Origin of the sequence: Falsiroseomonas sp. E2-1-a20, assembly GCF_051433195.1 — a bacterium.
In the GTDB taxonomy this organism is placed as follows: domain Bacteria; phylum Pseudomonadota; class Alphaproteobacteria; order Acetobacterales; family Acetobacteraceae; genus Falsiroseomonas.
In genome coordinates this window covers 375,918-392,891 of record NZ_JBHMFT010000002.1, presented here as the reverse complement: position 1 = coordinate 392,891, position 16,974 = coordinate 375,918, and the positions used below count along the sequence as shown (strand labels likewise).

Here is a 16,974-nt window from a genome sequence, read left to right as displayed (position 1 = left end):
TGCTGCCGAACCGCCCCGCGTGAAGGGGGGTTCGGGACAAAGCCCTACTCGGCCGCCGCCGGCGGTGGCGGCGCCACCGCCTTGCGGCCGAAGCGGGCCTTCACCCCCTCCCGCATCGTCTGGAACACGACATACAGCATCGGGATGATGAAGATGCCGACCAGGGAGGCCGCAATCATCCCGCCGAACACCGGCGTGCCGACGGCGCGGCGGGAGGCACTGGCGGCGCCGGAGGCGATCACCAGCGGCACCAGCCCCAGGATGAAGGCGAAGGAGGTCATGATGACGGCGCGGAAGCGCAGCCGCGCGCCCATGATCGCCGCCTCCCGGATCGGCAGCCCGGCTTCCCGCTTCTCCTTGGCGAATTCGACGATCAGGATGCCGTTCTTGGCGGCCAGCGCGATCAGCACCACCAGCCCGACCTGGGCATAGACATCGAGCGACATGCCCGCGAGGCTGATCGCCGCGAAGGATCCCAGCGCGCCGACCGAGATCGACAGCAGCACCGGGATCGGGATCACCCAGCTTTCGTACAGCGCAACCAGGAACAAATAAGCGAACAGCAGCGCCAGCGCCATGATGATGCCGGTCTGGCCGCTCGCCTGCTTTTCCTGGAACGCGGTGCCGGTCCATTCATAGCCGTAGCCCTGCGGCAGCGCGGTGTCCGACAACGCCTCCATCGCCGCCAGCGCATCGCCCGAGGAAACGCCCGGGGCGGGCGAGCCGCCGATGCGCACCGAACGCACGTTGTTGTAGCGGTTGATGGTCTGCGGGCCGAGCACGATGCGCACATCGGCGACGGAGCGCAGCGGCACCATCTCCCCGGCACTGTTGCGCACATGGATGCGCCACAGGTCGGGAATGTCGTCGCGGTCCGTCGCCTCGCCCTGGATGTTCACCTGCCAGGACCGGCCGTAGATGTTGAAGTCGTTGACGTAGAAGCCGCCCAGCGTGGTCTGCAGCGCGTTGAAGATGTCGCTGATGCGGATGCCCAGCGCCTGCGCCTTGTCGCGGTCCACATCGAGGAACAGCGACGGCGTGTTGGCGGTGAATGTGGAGAACACCGCCGTCAGCCGCGGATCCTGGTTCGCCGCCGCCGCCAGGCCCTGCATGGCGCTCGCCATTTCCTCCGGCGGGCGACCTTCCAGGTTCTGCATCTGGTACTCGAAGCCGCCGCCGGTGCCCAATCCGATGATCGGCGGGATGTTGAAGGCGAAGGTGTTGGCGGCCCGGATCTGCTGCGTCGCGCCGAACACCGTGCCGATGGCGGAGAACACGCTTTCCTGCACCGTCGTCCGGTCCTCGAACGGCTTCATCCGCACCACGATGAAGGCGGCGTTGGACTGCGAGCCGCCATCGATCAGGCTGAAGCCGACGATGGCCAGAACGCGGTCCACGCCGGGCACCGGGGCGATGATCGCCTCCGCCTGTTCCACCGCGGCGCGGGTGCGGGACAGGCTGGCGCCGGCCGGCAACTGCATCTGCACGAAGAAGGCGCCCTGGTCCTCGGCCGGCAGGAAGCCCTGCGGCGTGCGGTTCGCCAGGAACAGGATGCCGCCGGCGGAGACCGCGACCAGCAGCAGCGACAGGATGGAAAACCGCACCAGGCGGGCGACGATGTTGCCGTAGCGGTCGCGCACCCAGTCGATGGCGCGCATCACCCGCGCCAGGATGCCCTTCCGCGGCCCGTGGCCGGGTGGATGCGGCCGCAGGAACATGGCGCAGAGCGCGGGGGACAGGGTCAGCGCGTTGAACGCCGAGATGATCATCGCGACCGAGACGGTCACCGCGAACTGGCTGAACAGCACGCCCGACAGGCCCGGGATGAAGCCGACCGGCACGAAGACGGACAGCAGCACCAGGGTGATGGCGATGATCGGCGCGGTGATTTCCCGCATCGCCTTCTTGGTCGCCTCGGCCGGCGTCAGGTGCGGTTCTTCCGACATCACCCGCTCGACGTTTTCCACCACCACGATGGCGTCGTCGACGACGATGCCGATGGCGAGCACCATGGCGAGAAGCGTGACTGTGTTGGCGGAGAAGCCCAGCAGCAGCAGCGCGGCGAAGGTGCCGATCAGGCTGACCGGCACGGCGATCACCGGGATGATCGTGGCCCGGAAGCTGCCGAGGAACAGCAGCACCACCACCACCACCAGGATGAAGGCCTCGATCAGGGTGACGATGACCTCGTAGATGGTGTCCACGACGAAGGTGGAGGTGTCGTAGAACACCTGGGTCTGCATCCCCTCCGGGAAGCGCCGCGACATGTCGGACAGCACGCCGGCCAGGTTGGCGGCGGCGGAGACCGCGTTGGCGCCGGGCGAGAGGTAGGTGGCGATGGTCACCGCCGGGCGGCCGTTCAGCCGGCTTTCCTGGTCGATGCGCGCCGCACCCAGCTCCACCCGCGCCACGTCGCGCAGCCGCAGGAGGGAGCCTTCGGGGTTCGCGCGGATGACGATGTCGCCGAATTCCTCCGGCGTCGTCAGGCGACCCTGGGTCTGGATGTTGATCTGGTACTGCTGGTCGTCCGAGATCGGCTGCGCGCCGATGCGGCCCACCGCCGCCTGCACGTTCTGCGACTGGATGGCGGCGATGACGTCGGCGGGGGTCAGGTTCAGGCTGATCAGCCGGTCCAGCTCGAACCAGATTCGCATGGAATAGTCGCGCGCGCCAAAAATCTGCGCCTGGCCGATGCCGGGCGTGCGCGCCAGCCGGTCCAGCATGTTGATGGTGACATAGTTGGAGATGAACAGCGCGTCGTGCTCGGGGTTGGTCGAGGTCACGGCGATGAACTGCAGCACGGCGGAGGATTGCTTGCGCACCGTCACGCCGGCGCGCTGCACCTCCTGCGGCAGTCGCGCGAGTGCGGATTGCACGCGGTTGTTGACGTTGACGGTGGCGATGTCCGGGTTGGTGCCGAGCGCGAAGGAGACGGACAGGTTGTAGCTGCCGTCATTGGCGCTGTTGGAGGACATGTAGATCATGCCTTCCACGCCGTTGACGGCGCTTTCGATCACCTGCGCCACGGTCGATTCGACCACGGCGGCGGAGGCGCCGCCATAGCTGGTGGTGACGGAAACCTGCGGCGGCACGATGTCCGGGAACTGCGCCACGGGAATGCGCAGCATCGCCAGGCCGCCGGCCAGCGTCAGCAGGATGGAGAGCACGATCGCCAGCCGCGGGCGATCGACGAAGACGGCGGAGATCATGCGCGGTCAGCCCTGCCGGCCGGCCGCGGCACCCGCGGGGGCGCGCATGGGTGCGGTGGCCGGGCCGGGCTGCACTGCCTGGCCGGGGCGGACGCGCTGCACGCCCTCCACCACCACGGTCTCCCCGGTCTCGAGCCCGGTCTCCACCACCACCTGGTCCTCGATGCTGCGGCCCAGCGTCAGCGGGCGGCGCTGCGGCCTGTTCTCGGCGTCGAGCACCCAGACGTAGTTACCCTGCTGGTCCTGCAGCACGGCACTGCGCGGGATCACCACGGCCTGCACCGGCTCGGCGCCCTCGACGAAGACGTTGACGAACATGCCGTCGATCAATTCGCGGTCGATGCTGCCATCGCTGTTGCCGGCACCGTTGGTGGCGCGCGGCGGGTTCGGGATCAGCGCGCGGACCAGGACCGTGTCGGTGTTGCGGTCCACCTGCGGGTCGATGAAGTCGATGCGGCCGGTCTGGCCGTAAAGCTCGCCCGTCACCAGCCGGATGCGCACGCGGGTGGCATCGGCGCCGCCGCGGGTCGCGTAGCGGTCGCGCAACTCGCTGCCGGTGCGCAGGTTCACGGGGAAGGACACGCGCATCGGGTCCTGGCTGACCACGGTCGCCAGCTTCTCGCTGGTCGGGCCGACCACGGCGCCGACGGAGAAGGTGGAACGGCCGACCTTGCCGGCGAAGGGCGCCGTGATCTCGGTATAGCCGAGGCTGATCTCCGCCACGCGAAGCTGCGCCTGGGCGCCGAGCAGGTTGGCCTGCGCGGTGCGCTGCGCCGCCGTGGCTTCCTCCACCCGCACCTGCGTGCCGGCCTGGCTGCGCACCAAGTCGCGCGCGCGGGCGAGGGCGCTGTTGGCGTTCTGCAATTCCGCCTCGGCGGAGGCGACGGTGGCGCGGGCGCGGGCGACCTCGGCCTCGAAGGGCGCGCGTTCCAGGCGGAACAGCACCTGGCCCTCGGTCACCTCCTGGCCCTCCCGGAACGGGCGTTCCTGCAGGAAGCCGGTGACGCGGGCGCGCAGGTCCACGCGGTCCTGCGCTTCCACCCGCCCGACGAATTCAGTGCGTTCCGTCACCGGCCGGCGTTCCACCGACAGCACGCCGACGGCGGGCGGCCCCTGCGGGCCGAACTGCGCCTGCGCCGGTGGCGCCATGACCAAGGCCATACAACCGCAAATGGCCGCACGAAGCGCGGCCGGGACCCGAGACAGCATGGGAAGGCATCCAAGATTTGGAGGCAGCCAAACCTATGCCGACTTGCCGCGTCAAGTTTCCTGAGTGTTACAGACTTGGGGCGTGCTGGGCTTCGTAGGCCGCTATCTCGGCTTCCAACGTCAATGTCAGACCGATTTCATCCAGCCCGCGAAGAAGGCAATCGCGCGCGAACCCGGGAATGACGAATTGATGCGCCGCACCACCCGGTGCGGTCAGTATCTGAGTCTCCAGATCAACGGAAAGTGTGGTGCCGGGATGCGCCACGAGGGTGCTGCGCAGGCCGGCGACGGTGGTCTCCGGCAGCCGAACCGGCACCAGGCCGTTCTTCAGGGCGTTGGAGAAGAAGATGTCGCCGAAGGACTCGGCGACGACGCTGCGGATGCCCATGGCGAGCAGCGCATACACCGCCGCCTCCCGCGACGAGCCGACGCCGAAATTGCGCCCGGCCACCAGGATGCCGGCCTGGTCGAAGGGCGCGCGGTTCAGGATGAAATCCTTCCGCGTCACGCCGTCCGGCTCGAAGCGCAGGTCGTGGAAGCCGTAGGCCACGTAGCGCTCGTCGCGCGGCCGCCGCATGAAGCGCGCCGGCATGATCTGGTCGGTGTCGACATTCGCCAGGTCGAGCGGCGCGGCGATGGCCGTCAGCGTGCGGAACGGCTCCATCAGGATGCTGCCACCAGCCGGCCCGTCAGCGCGGAGGCCGCGGCGGAGGCGGGCGAGACCAGGTGCGTCCGCGCCCCCCGTCCCTGGCGACCGGCGAAGTTACGGTTGGAGGTGGAGGCGCAGCGCTCCCCCTCCCCCACCGTCTCGCCATGCATGGAGACGCACAGCGCGCAGGAGCTTTCCTCCCACCGCGCCCCGGCCTCCCGGAAGATGCGGTCCAGCCCCTCCGCCTCCGCCGCGCGCTTGACGCGGGAGGAGCCGGGCGAGACCAGCATGGGCACGGCGATGTGGCGGCCGCGCAGCACGGCGGCGGCTTCGCGCAGGTCGTCCAGCCTTGCGTTGGTGCAGGAGCCGAGGAAGACGCGGTCCAGCTTCACCTGCTCCATCGCCTCCCCACCCTGCAGGCCCATGTAGTCCAGGCTGCGCGCCCAGGCCTTCTTCCGGGCCTCGTCCGGTGCCTCCTCCAGGCGGGGCACGCGGCCGGAGAGGGGCACGGCTTCCTCCGGGCTGGTGCCCCAGGTGGCCATGGGCGCGATGGCGCCGGCGTCCAGCGTCACCTCCGCGTCGAAGGCGGCATCCTCGTCGCTGAACAGTGCGTCCCAGGCCGGGTTCGGCCGCGGCGGGGCGAAGGGGCGGCCGGCAAGCCAGGCGGCGGTGGTGGCGTCGGGGGCCACCATGCCGGTGCGGGCGCCGGCCTCGATCGCCATGTTGCAGAGCGTCAGGCGTGATTCGATGGACAGCCTCCGCACCGCGGCACCGGCGAATTCGATCGCCCCACCCAGCCCGCCGCCGGTGCCGATGCGGGCGATCAATGCCAGCGCCATGTCCTTCGACGTGCTGCCGGCGGGCAGGGTGCCCTCGAAGTTGCAGCGGATCTGCTTCGGCGCCGACTGCCAGATGGTCTGCGTCGCCAGCACATGCGCGACCTCGGAGGCGCCGATGCCGAAGGCCAGGGCGCCGAGCGCGCCATGGGTGGAGGTGTGGCTGTCGCCGCACACCACCGTCATGCCCGGCAGGGTCAGCCCCTGTTCCGGCCCGGCGACATGCACGATGCCCTGGTCCGGGTCCGCCAGTTCGAAGGCGCGGATGCCATGCGCGCGGGCATTCTGCTCGAAGGTCTCGATGATGCCGCGAATCTCGGGATCGGCGATGGCCTCGGTGCTGCGGCCAGTGGTGGGCGCGTAGTGGTCGCCGAAGCCGAAGCTGAGGTCCGGCCGGCGCACCTTCAGGCCGCGCGCGCGCAGGATGTTGAAGGCGTGGAAACTGCCCTCGTGGAAATAGTGGCGGTCGACATACAGCAGCGCCAGGCCATCGTCGCGCGCCTGCACGACATGCCGGTCCCAGATCTTCTGAAACAGCGTTCTTCCCATGCGCGGCAGATTGGCCCTGCCTAGCCGCAGCGGCAAGGGCCGGGCAATCTCGTGAAAATGTGGAACACCGCGCCGGCCGTCATCGCCCCCACCCTGCTCTCTCGCCTGCCGGAGGCGCTGCGCCGGATGCGGCCCAGCGCCTGGGCGGAGGCGAACCGCGCTGGCGCCGCGGTGGACAGCTTCCTGGAAGGCCCCTGCTTCGACGGCGGCGGCAACCTGTTCTGCACCGACATCCCGCATGGCCGCATCTTCCAGGTCTCCGGCAGCCATTGGCATGTGGTGGCGGAGTATGAGGGTTGGCCGAACGGCCTGGCGGCGCGGGAGGAGGATCTGCTGGTCGCGGATTACCGCCACGGCGTGCTGAGCCTGGACCCCCGCACGGGCGCCATGGCGCCGCTGCTGGAGACGATCCTCAGCGAGGGTCTGCGCGGCATCAACGACCTGATCCTGCACCCCGATGGCAGCATCCTGTTCACCGACCAGGGCCAGACCGGCTTGCAGGACCCGACGGGCCGGGTCTGGCGGCGGCACCCGGATGGGCGGCTCGACAAGCTGATCGGCAACGGCCCGAGCCCGAACGGCCTGGTGCTGAACCGCGAGGGCACGCACCTACTGGTCGCCATGACCCGATCCTGCGAGGTCTGGCGCTTCGCGCTGCGGCCGGATGCGGTGGTGGCGAAGGCGAACCTGTTCTTCCGCGTGCCGGCCGGCACATCGGGCCCCGATGGCCTGGCGGTGGATGCGGCGGGGCGGCTGTTCGTGGCGAATCCCGGGCATGGCCAGGTCTGGGTGGTGGACCCGCATGGCGTGGCGACGCACCGGGTGGATTGCACCGGCTTCGGCCGCATGCCGACCAACTGCGCCTTCGCGCCGGATGGCCGCACCCTGGTCATCACCGAAAGCCAGTCCGGCAGCCTGCTGGCGGCGGAGATCCCGGCGCCGTGACGCTGTTCCACTGCCACATCGCCACGTCGCTCGATGGCCGCATCGCCCGCCCGGATGGCTCGGTACAGGATTGGCTGGTGGAGGGTGGGCCGCCGCCGGAGGCCGGTGGCTTCGACGCCTTCTACGAGTCCGTGGACGCCATCCTGATGGGTCGCGGCACCTACGAGGCGGTGCGCGGCATGGGCGAATGGCCCTACCCCGGCAAGCGGGTGCTGGTCGTCACCAGCCGGGCGCTGCCGGATGCACCGCCCGGCGTCGAGGCACGGCAAGGCGACCTGCCGGCGATCGCGGCGGAACTGGAAAGCTGCGCGCGGGTCTGGGTTGTAGGCGGCGGGGAGTTGATCCGCGGCATGATGGAGATCGGCCGGCTGGACCGGCTGGAGATGGCGGTGCTGCCCATCATCCTGGGCGACGGCATCCCACTGTTCCCGCCCGGCACGCCCGAATTGCGGCTGAAACTCGTGCATTGCGCGACGGTGGCGGGCGGGTCGCTGCACCTGGTCTACCAACGAAATGCTTGACCGCTCGGGCGGCCACGGCGCAATCATTCCTGGAGAATAGAACGATGTTCTGCTGGACAGAACACAAGGGAGGCACCGTCCATGACCATCCATCGCCGCGCGCTGCTCGCCGCACCCGCCCTTCTCGTTGGCCTGCCCGCCCACGCGCAGGAACCCTGGCCGAGCCGGCCGATCCGCATGGTGCTGCCCTATGCCGCCGGCGGCGCCACGGATGTCATCGGGCGCCTGGTGGCGGACCGGCTGTCGCAGCGCCTGCCGCAGCGCGTGGTGATGGAAAACCGCACGGGCGCGGGCGGCGCCATCGGCAGTTCCTTCGTCGCCAAGGCGCCCGCCGATGGCCACACGCTGCTGTTCCACAACATAGGCCACGCCGTGACCAGGGCGCTGTACCCGCAGCTGGACTATGACCCGGCCGCCGACCTCAAGCCCGTCACCATCGTGGCGGAAAGCCCGATGGTGCTGCTGGTGCCGCCCAATTCGCCGCACCGGACGCTGGCGGATTTCGTCGCCTTCGCGCGCGCCAATCCGGAGAAGCTGTCCTATGGCAGCACCGGCGGTGGTGGCGCCCTGCAATTGGTCAGCCTGCTGTTCCTGCGCGCCGCCGGCATCCGCATGACGGAGGTGCCCTATCGCGGCGGCGCCCCGGCGGCGCTCGACCTCGCCTCCGGCACGCTGGACATGCTGTACGACGCCGGGCTGACCGCCTTCGGGCTGGCGCAGGGCGGCCGCGCCCGCGCGCTCGCCATCTCCGGCCCCAGCCGCAGCCCGGTGATGCCGGAAGTGCCGACCATGGCGGAATCCGGTTTTCGGGACGCCACCTTCATGGTCTGGCAGGCGGTCTTCGCCCCGGCCACCACCCCCGCCCCCATCATCGACCGCCTGCAGCAGGAGGTCGCCGCCGTACTGGCGGAGCCCGCCACCCGTACCCGCCTGTCCGAACTCGGCGCGGAGCGCCTTGTCGGCAACAGCCCGGCAGAGGCACAGGCCTTCGTCACGGCGGAGATGGCCAAATGGGCCGTCATCCTGCGCGAGGCCGGCGTGCGGGCCGGCTGATGGACGCGTTGCCCAGCCCAGCGGCCGAGGAGAAAGACGGCGTCGCCGCCGTCGATCGCGCGTTGGCCATCCTCGGCGCCTTCCGGGATGGCGATGCGGCGCTGACGCTGGCGGAACTCGCCGCCCGCACCGGGTTGTACAAAAGCACCATCCTGCGGCTGCTCGCCTCGCTGGAGCGTGGCCGCTGCGCCGCGCGGCTGCCGGACGGGCGCTGGGCGCTGGGGCCGATGCTGTTCCGCTGGGGCACGCTGTATGCCCGTGCGCAGCCGGTGGAACGGCATCTGCCGACCCTGCTGGCGGCGCTGGCGGAACGCTCCGGCGAGACCGCCTCCTTCTGGGTGCGCCATGCCGGGCACCGGCTCTGCCTGGCGCGCGTGCGCAGCCCCAACCGCATCCGCGACGACCTTTCGGTGGGCGACCTGGTGCCGTTGCCGGCCGGTGCCGGCGGCCGGGTGCTGGCGGCGGCCGACCCGCGCAGCCTCGGCGCCGTCGCCACCTTCGGCGAGCGCAACCCGGACACCGCCGCCATCGCCGCCGCCGTCTTCGGGCCGGGTGGCGGGCTGGCCGGGGCGCTCGGCCTGTCCGGCCCCAAGGCGCGGATGCAGGAAAGGGCGGAGGCGCATCTTGCGGCGGTGGCGGAAGCCGCGTCCGATCTCAGCCGAAGACTCGGCGGCGACCTGTAGCCGCGACCGGAGCGACACGCATGACCAGCCCGACCCCGCTGAAGGGGATCCGCGTCCTTGAATTCACCCACATGGTGATGGGCCCGACCGCCGGGATGACGCTGGCCGATCTGGGTGCGGAGGTCATCAAGGTGGAACCGGCGCCGGAGGGGGATTCGACGCGGCGCCTGACCGGGTCCGGCACCGGCTTCTACGCCGCCTTCCAGCGCAGCCGCCGCAGCCTGTGCATCGACATCAAGGCGCCGGAAGGGCTGGCGCTGGTCCGCCGGCTGGCTGTGAAGACCGACGTGCTGGTGGAGAATTTCCGCCCCGGCGCCATGGCGAAGCTCGGCCTGGGCTTCGCCGAGCTGTCGGCGCTGAACCCGGGCCTCGTCTATTGTTCCTGCAAGGGCTTCCTGCCCGGCCCCTATGAGCACCGCACGGCGCTGGACGAGGTGGTGCAGATGATGGGCGGGCTCGCCTACATGACCGGGCTGGAGGGCCGCCCGCTGCGCGCCGGATCCTCCGTCATCGACATCATGGGCGGGCTTTCCGCCGTCGTCGGCATCCTGGCCGCGCTGTCGGAACGCCAGCGCACCGGCCAGGGCGGCGAGATCCAGGCCGGGCTGTTCGAGACGGTGGCGCTGCTGATGGCGCAGCACATGGCGCAGACAAAGATCACCGGCAGCGCCCCGCCGCCGATGTCGGTCCGCCGCCCGGCCTGGCCGGTCTACGACATCTTCGCGACGTCCGATGGCGGGCAGGTCTTCGTCGGCGTGGTGACGGACACGCAATGGCCGGCCTTCTGCGCCGCCTTCGGCCTTGAGGATCTGGGCGCCGACCCGAGCCTGGCCACCAAGCAGCAGCGCGTGGGGGAGCGGGATCGGACCATCCCCCGCATCGCCGCCGCGCTCGCCGCCTACACCAAGCCCGAACTCATGGCGAAGTGCGAGGCGCTCGGCCTGCCCTTCGCGCCGATCGGCAAGCCGGCCGACCTGTTCGAGGACCCGCATCTGCTCGGCTCCGGCGGCCTGGTGCCGCTGACCCTGCCGGATGGCAGCCCCATCGACCTGCCGGCGCTGCCGGTTTCCATCGACGGCGCCCGCCCCGGCGGCACCGGCGATTTGCGGCGGCCGGGGGAGGATGGGCCGGAGATCGCGGCGGAACTCGGCTACTCGGCGGCGGAGATTGCCGCGCTGCGCGCCACCGGCATCCTCGCCGGATAGCCCTGGCGCAACGCCACCAAGACGAAATGCTCCCGAAAGAGTCTCGTCGCGACCATCATCGGTTTAAGGAATATACGCGAGAGATTTTGGAGTCGGTACATGCCGAAGTTGGCGGGAACCTCCGATGCGGAGGTCCTGGAGGGAACGGCAGGCGCCGATACGCTGGAGGGGCTCGGCGGCAATGACACGTTGGACGGCGGCGCCGGCAACGACGTGCTGGTCGGCGGCGCCGGTGATGACCGTTTCGTCCTGCATGGCCGCGGCTTCGGCAGCGATGTCATCCAGGATTTCGGCGGCGGCGACGTCATCGACCTTTCAAGGCTCGGCATTTCCGATCTCGCCCATCTGGCGCCTTTCCTCGGGCGATCAGTGTTCGGCGACGCGACGCTCAGCCTGACCTTTGGCGGGTTGACGGACCGGTTGACGATCCTGGACTTCGGGCCCGCCGATCTCACCGCGTCCGCCTTCCTGCTCGATACCAGCCTGGCGGGACGGGAGGTCGGCGGCACGGCCGCCGCGGACGTGCTGTTCGGCGGGCTGGGGGATGACCGCCTGTCCGGCAGCGGGGGCGCGGACACGCTGTTCGGCGGCGCCGGCGCGGACACGCTGGCCGGCGGCGCCGGCAATGCCACGCTGACGGGCGGCGCCGGCGACGACCGCTTCATCATCGAGGCGCTGGCCGGCGCCAGCAGGACCCACACCATCACGGACTTCACCGCCGGCGACCTCATCGACCTGTCCGCCTTCGGCGTGACCGGGCTGGAGGATCTGGCCACGGTGATGCAGGTGCAATCCGGCTCCGGCCCGGGCGGCACCGATGTCGGCATCCATCTCACCGTCCAGGGCGCCAGCGTGCGGGTGGTGGTCCAGGCGACGCCGATGGCTGCGTTGACGGACGCCAGCTTCGTCTTCGCGACCGATCCTGCACCGCGCGACCTGACGGGCACCGCCCAGGTGGATGTGCTGTTCGGCGGTGCCGGCAACGACACGCTGAAAGGCGGCGGCAACTTGGACACCTTGGTCGGTGGCGGTGGCGATGACCGTCTGGTCGGAGGCTGGGGAAACGACCTGATGCTCGGCGGCGCCGGGGCCGACACGCTCATTGCATCGGGCGGCACCCCTGTCATGGGAGGCGGGCCAGGCGACGACCTGTTCATCCTCTTTCCGGGCAGCAGCCATCTGACGGAGGAGGGTGAGGTCCGGTTCACGGGCTACGCCGGCTTCGCCGACATCTGGGATTTGTCACCGGGCGACGTGGTCGATCTGTCGGGTACCCTGGTTCCGGACCTGGCAAGCCTGCTGCTGTTCGCGCGGCAGGACGGGGCGGATGTCGTGATCGACCTCGGCGATACGGGTCTGGTCCTGCGCCACACGGCGCTGGCCGGGCTGGGTCCGGACCAGTTCGTCTTCTCTCCACCAGCCGCAGAGGGCCGCCGGATCGTCGGCCATTGGGACGCCTACAGCGTCATCTTCGGTGGCGCGGGCGCCGACACCATCGATCTCGGGTCCGGCCAGAACTCCGTCTTCGGCGGCGCCGGCGACGACAGCATCGGAGGCTACGGCAATGCCGGCAGTGACTGGCTGAACGGTCAGGCCGGAAACGACACGCTGATTGGCGGGTGGGGCCACGATACGCTGGATGGCGGTGACGGCAACAACCTGCTGGATGGCGGCGGCGCCCAGACCTATGGACGGGGCGACCAGTACCGGATCGACTATTTCGACATCGCCGCCTACCGCGGCTTCTCCTTCGACCAACTTGTCCTGGCACCCTATCTCGATAGCTATGGCAGCCGTGCGGGCCTGATCGTGACGCGCCTCGACAGCCCGGGGGGAAGCGTCCTGGGCGCGGACACGCTGATCGGCATCGAACGCATCGAGACCCGCGACAGGCTGCTTGACCTCGGGACAGGATTCGACGGGCTGTTCGCCGCCACGAGCCGGCAGGACGGCGCCAGCATGCTCAGGATCGGGCAGGCCTATGCCGGCCCGGTCGACGGCCTCGACTGGCAGTTGCTCGGCAGCGGCGCCGACGAGATCTTCGGCGGCACCGATGGCCATGACTTCATCAATGCGCTGGGCGGTGACGATGCCGTGGATGGCGGCGGCGGCCACGACGTGATCGATGGCGGCACCGGGTCCAACTTCCTGACCGGCAACCAGGGCCGCGACGTCTTCTTCCTGGATGGCCGTGGCGGCACCACCACCTGGTCCACCATCACCGACTGGCAGCAGCCCTTCTGGATGCAGGAGCGCGAGCAGCTCTCCATCTGGGGCTTCCGGCCCGGTCTCAGCGTGCTGAACTGGGCGGCCGAGGACGGCACGGCGGGTTATCGCGGCATTACCCTGCATGCCGACCTGAACGGCGATGGCACCATCGACACCAGCGTGACCTGGGCCGGCAGGACGCAGGCGGACCTGCCCACGCCGTTGCAGTTCGACGGCCTGCTCTGGTTTACCTGAGCCGCGTCACGCGGCGCGCGGATTGACGGCCGACCAGGCTGGCATCGCCCAAATTACGTAACAATATTTGTTACGTCCTGCATCGCGATCCAGCTCATCGAGATGGCGGGACCTGTGGATCGGTTGCTCCGGTCCCGGACCTTCATCGCCTCGGGGCTGCCGGGACAAGCGGGCCTTCGCGCCGCAGATCCACATGAAGATCCTGCAAGGCAGGACCCGGCGTGACCGGCCACGATCCGGTCGTTTCGGGTCATCGCAGCCAACAATTGAGTTGGCGCAGGTCCCGTCGGGGCAGGCGTGCCCGCGTGGTCGGCAGGCGCCGTGCCGCCGGTCACGCCAATCGTGAAGCAGTTGATAATGAATCAGTAAGGTATAACGTAGGCTTGTGGTGTGAAAGAAGGCGACATCAAGGCAAATTGCACCGTTGCCCTGGCCTGGAGATGCCGCCGCAATGTGTTCCGCCACCGCCATGTCCAGGGTCCGCGAGACGCCGGACCTCGAGACCTCCTCCGAACGCTACGCCCTGCGCTTCGCAGGACCGGCCGGCCACTACATGCTCGGCGTGCAGGAGGATGGGGTCGTCAGCCTGCTGGGCCACGCGCCCTCGGCACTGGGCCGCACCGTGCTGGATGTGGGCGGTGGCCACCTGCAGACGGTGGCGCCCTTGGCGCGGCACGGCTGCGAGGTGACGATCTTCGGCAGCGACACGCGCTGTGGCGAGCGCTGGAACGCCGGCCCCCTGGCCAACCAGGTGCGCTTCGAAGCCGGCGACCTGCTGGAGATGCCCTTCGGCGACGGGCACTTCGACGCGGTGGTCAGCATCCGCCTGATGGCGCACATGCAGGATTGGCGTGGCCTGGTGCGGGAGATGTGCCGGGTGGCGCGGCAGAGCGTGGTGATCGACTACCCCACCTTCGCCAGCCTCAACGCGCTGTCCCTCGTGGCTTTCCCGCTGAAGCGGGCGGTCGAACACCACACCCGCACCTACCGGACCTTCCGCGATTCCGAGGTGCGGGAGGCTTTCGCGGCGAACGGCTTCGCAGTGGTGGCGACCTACAAGCAGTTCGTGCTGCCCATGGTGGCGCACCGGGTGCTCGGGCGGCTCGGCGTGCTGCGCTGGACCGAACGGATGCTGCGGGCGATCGGCGCCACGCAGGTCGTCGGCAACCCGGTGCTGATCCGCTTCGACAGGGCGCCGGGCTGAACCGAACCCGCTCGCGTGCCGATTGCGTCAGTGGTGGATGAAGACGGGGCAGGTGGCGCGTTGCAGCAAGACGTGGGTGGCGCTGCCGGTGAACAGCCGGCGCAGGCCGCTCTCCTCGTACGATCCCACCACCAGAAGTCGGGCGCGCAGGCCCTCCGCCTCGGCCAGCAGCAGGTCCGCAGGGCGGTCGCCGACCAGCGCCATCGGCGTCGCATCCAGCCCGTGGCGACGCAGGTAGGTGCAGGCCTCCTCGGCCATGGCGAGCGCCGCCTCCCGCGTCTCCGCCGCGGAAGCGACGCGGACCGGCGCGCCCTCCCCCATCCCGAGCAGGGCGAACAGTTGCAGGGCGGCCATGGCGGGAATCGAGGCGTCATAGCCCACCAGCACCGGGCCCTCCGCCGGCACACTGTCCACCGGCACGCTGCCGGGTGGAATGACCAGCAGCGGGCGGGCGCCGTCCATCAGCAGCCGCTCGATCACCGGGGCGACGCCATCCTCGGTCGCCTCCAGGCCCAGCGTGCTGTCGCGGCCGATCACCAGCAGGTCGTGCGTGGCGCCGGCGCGCAGCAAGGCGGGCTCCGGCGCGTCGTCCAGTTGCAGTTCCGTATAGGGGTGCCCGGCTGCGGCCTGCGCGCATTCGGCCAGCGCCACCGTCGCATCCTCCGCCGCGCGCTTCGCCAGGGCGGCGTCGCGGCGCGCCTTGAAGGCGGCGCCACCGATCGGGACGAACTCATGCTCGCTTTGGGTATGCGGGCGGTCCAGCACCACCGCCGCGGTCAGCACGGCGCCACTGCGGCGGGACAGGGCAAAGGCGGCGTCGCGTGCGGCCTTCGCGCCGGGCGTGTCGTCCAAGGCGACCAGAATGCTGCGCAGCATGGGCGATCCTCCTGAAGCCGGAGGATACCGCAGGACCAGCCGGCGCGGCACCCACCCCTGTCGCGGTTCAGTGGCAGGCGGCGCAGGTGCCTGCGGCGATCCGCCCGATCTCGCCCTGCGCGGTCGCGCCCCGCACCAGCACCCAATGCCCGCCAAGGGCCAGCCCCGCCAGCACCACCAGCAACCCGATGAGCCTGAGCATGCAGCCATCCTCCCGCCCGGACGGTAGCAGCGCGCCTTCCCGAAGCGACAGTTGCAACAACGGGAAGCCGGATCGGTCTCAGCGGCGCGGCCGCAGCGCCAGGAAGCCGAGCGAGCACACCACCAGCGCCACCGCGAAGGTGGACAGCGCCGCCGCCGGGCCGCCCCAGCCGGCCATGGCGCCCGAGGCGCCTTGCAGCACCGCGGCCCCCGCAAAGAAGAACAGGTTGGCGGCCGACAGCGCCCGCCCCGCCTGGTCCGGCGGCACCGCCGAGCGCACGATGGAGAACGCCAGCACCTGGAACGAGATCACCAGGCCGAACAGCACCAGCAGCGCCAGGTCCCAGGATACCGGCAGCATCGGCAGGCCCGCTGCTTCGGACAACCAGCCGCCCGGCCTGCCGGCGACCAGCAGCAGGATCATCCCGGCGCAAGCCAGGTGGCTGCCGGCCAGCAGCGCGGGCGCGCGGCCGATGCGGCGCAGCACCAGGCCGGCCAGCAGCGGCCCGGCCGTCAGCGCCACGGTGCAGGCCAGCAGCACGTTGCCGGCGGCCACCCGGTCGAGCCCCTTCACATCCATCAGCCACGGCCCGCCCCACAACCCGCGCAGGCCGAGCACGGCGGCGAAGGAGGCGAAGGTGAACACCATGACACCGCGAAGGGCGGGCTGGGCCGCCATCCGCGCCACCTCCCGCACATCGGTGCCGAGGCTGCGCGGCGCGGTGGCGGCGGGCCGATCCGACGGCACCAGCAGCGCCACCATCGGGATCGCCAGCAGCGCGATGCCGGAACAGGCCCAGAAGCCGGCGCGCCAGTCCACCGCCTCCACCAGCAGCGCCAGCGGGCTGGCGGACAGCAGCATGCCGGTGTTGCCCACGGCCTGGATCAGGCCGGACCAGACGGCGAAACGGGCGGTGGACAGGCCGCGGGCGGCGAAGGTGATCGGGCACATCAACATGCCGGAACAGCCGGCCCCCAGCACCACCTGCGCCGCCAGCATGGACCACGGCCCTGTCGCCAGCGCGCCCAGCACCGCGCCGACGCCGGCGACCGAAAGAAGTCCAAGCGCCACCCGCTTCACGCCGTGGCGGTCCAGCGCGATGCCGACCGGGATCATCACCATGGCGAAGGCCAGCGGGAAGGCGCCGGTGATCTGCGCCAGCGCCTCCGCCGAGATGCCGAGGTCGCGCGTCAGCACATCCACCGCGACCGCCGGGATGGTGCGGACCGCGTTGGAGAAGATGTGGCCGAGGCACAGCACCAGGATCGCCACGGGGGTCACGGCGCCGATGCGCGTGGGGGCGGACATCTCGTTCATTAGATCGCCGAAAGAGCCCTCTCCCCTTTTGGGGGGGTTGGAGGCATGCGTCC

Annotated in this window: 14 protein-coding genes; 7 read left to right on the top strand and 7 right to left on the bottom strand. The window is 70.3% G+C overall.

Translation table 11 applies throughout. The features are described from left to right. Nucleotides 1–44 precede the first annotated feature (44 nt). The 4 genes from ACFHPP_RS04375 to leuC form a co-directional block, all read right to left on the bottom strand. Nucleotides 45–3,209, bottom strand: coding sequence for an efflux RND transporter permease subunit (locus tag ACFHPP_RS04375; RefSeq protein WP_437162038.1), 3,165 nt, complete (start codon nucleotides 3,207–3,209; stop codon nucleotides 45–47). Nucleotides 3,210–3,215: 6 nt separating this feature from the next. After that, the gene (locus ACFHPP_RS04370) at nucleotides 3,216–4,358 is read right to left on the bottom strand and encodes an efflux RND transporter periplasmic adaptor subunit (protein ID WP_437162037.1); all 1,143 of its coding nucleotides are present in this window, start codon (nucleotides 4,356–4,358) and stop codon (nucleotides 3,216–3,218) included. Between the two features lie 127 nt (nucleotides 4,359–4,485). Beyond that, a complete protein-coding gene (leuD, locus tag ACFHPP_RS04365; RefSeq protein ID WP_437162036.1) occupies nucleotides 4,486–5,082 on the bottom strand; it encodes a 3-isopropylmalate dehydratase small subunit in 597 nt (198 codons plus the stop codon). After that, nucleotides 5,082–6,452, bottom strand: coding sequence for a 3-isopropylmalate dehydratase large subunit (gene leuC / locus ACFHPP_RS04360; protein WP_437162035.1), 1,371 nt, complete (start codon nucleotides 6,450–6,452; stop codon nucleotides 5,082–5,084). The genes leuD and leuC overlap by 1 nt, the downstream gene beginning before the upstream one ends. Nucleotides 6,453–6,509: 57 nt before the next feature. Here leuC and ACFHPP_RS04355 point away from each other — a divergent pair, with 57 nt between their 5' ends. The 7 genes from ACFHPP_RS04355 (at nucleotide 6,510) to ACFHPP_RS04325 (ending at nucleotide 14,526) form a co-directional block, all read left to right on the top strand. Next, nucleotides 6,510–7,397, top strand: coding sequence for an SMP-30/gluconolactonase/LRE family protein (locus ACFHPP_RS04355; RefSeq protein WP_437162034.1), 888 nt, complete (start codon nucleotides 6,510–6,512; stop codon nucleotides 7,395–7,397). Then, nucleotides 7,394–7,918 carry a dihydrofolate reductase family protein gene (locus ACFHPP_RS04350; protein ID WP_437162033.1) on the top strand — a complete coding sequence of 175 codons (525 nt, stop codon included), beginning with the start codon at nucleotides 7,394–7,396 and terminating at the stop codon, nucleotides 7,916–7,918. Before ACFHPP_RS04355 ends, ACFHPP_RS04350 begins: the two co-directional genes overlap by 4 nt. 81 nt (nucleotides 7,919–7,999) lie before the next feature. Further along, nucleotides 8,000–8,971: a Bug family tripartite tricarboxylate transporter substrate binding protein gene (locus ACFHPP_RS04345; RefSeq protein ID WP_437162032.1), complete on the top strand. Its 972-nt coding sequence runs from the start codon at nucleotides 8,000–8,002 to the stop codon at nucleotides 8,969–8,971. Then, nucleotides 8,971–9,654 (top strand): IclR family transcriptional regulator, encoded by a 684-nt coding sequence (locus tag ACFHPP_RS04340; protein WP_437162031.1) that lies wholly within the window; start codon nucleotides 8,971–8,973, stop codon nucleotides 9,652–9,654. Before ACFHPP_RS04345 ends, ACFHPP_RS04340 begins: the two co-directional genes overlap by 1 nt. 20 nt (nucleotides 9,655–9,674) lie before the next feature. After that, on the top strand, nucleotides 9,675–10,859 hold the full coding sequence (locus ACFHPP_RS04335; protein WP_437162030.1) for a CaiB/BaiF CoA transferase family protein: 1,185 nt from the start codon (nucleotides 9,675–9,677) through the stop codon (nucleotides 10,857–10,859). Between the two features lie 99 nt (nucleotides 10,860–10,958). Beyond that, nucleotides 10,959–13,322 carry a calcium-binding protein gene (locus ACFHPP_RS04330; protein WP_437162029.1) on the top strand — a complete coding sequence of 788 codons (2,364 nt, stop codon included), beginning with the start codon at nucleotides 10,959–10,961 and terminating at the stop codon, nucleotides 13,320–13,322. 451 nt (nucleotides 13,323–13,773) lie between these two features. Further along, nucleotides 13,774–14,526 (top strand): class I SAM-dependent methyltransferase, encoded by a 753-nt coding sequence (locus ACFHPP_RS04325; protein ID WP_437162028.1) that lies wholly within the window; start codon nucleotides 13,774–13,776, stop codon nucleotides 14,524–14,526. A gap of 27 nt (nucleotides 14,527–14,553) precedes the next feature. Here ACFHPP_RS04325 and ACFHPP_RS04320 read toward each other — a convergent pair whose 3' ends face one another. The 3 genes from ACFHPP_RS04320 to ACFHPP_RS04310 all read right to left on the bottom strand — a co-directional run bounded on the left by ACFHPP_RS04320 (nucleotide 14,554) and on the right by ACFHPP_RS04310 (nucleotide 16,912). Further along, a complete protein-coding gene (locus tag ACFHPP_RS04320; RefSeq protein ID WP_437162027.1) occupies nucleotides 14,554–15,402 on the bottom strand; it encodes a universal stress protein in 849 nt (282 codons plus the stop codon). 67 nt (nucleotides 15,403–15,469) lie between these two features. Further along, nucleotides 15,470–15,604, bottom strand: a complete 135-nt coding sequence (locus tag ACFHPP_RS04315; RefSeq protein WP_437162026.1) for a hypothetical protein — start codon at nucleotides 15,602–15,604, stop codon at nucleotides 15,470–15,472. Between the two features lie 78 nt (nucleotides 15,605–15,682). Then, nucleotides 15,683–16,912, bottom strand: a complete 1,230-nt coding sequence (locus tag ACFHPP_RS04310; protein ID WP_437162025.1) for an MFS transporter — start codon at nucleotides 16,910–16,912, stop codon at nucleotides 15,683–15,685. Nucleotides 16,913–16,974: the final 62 nt, after the last annotated feature.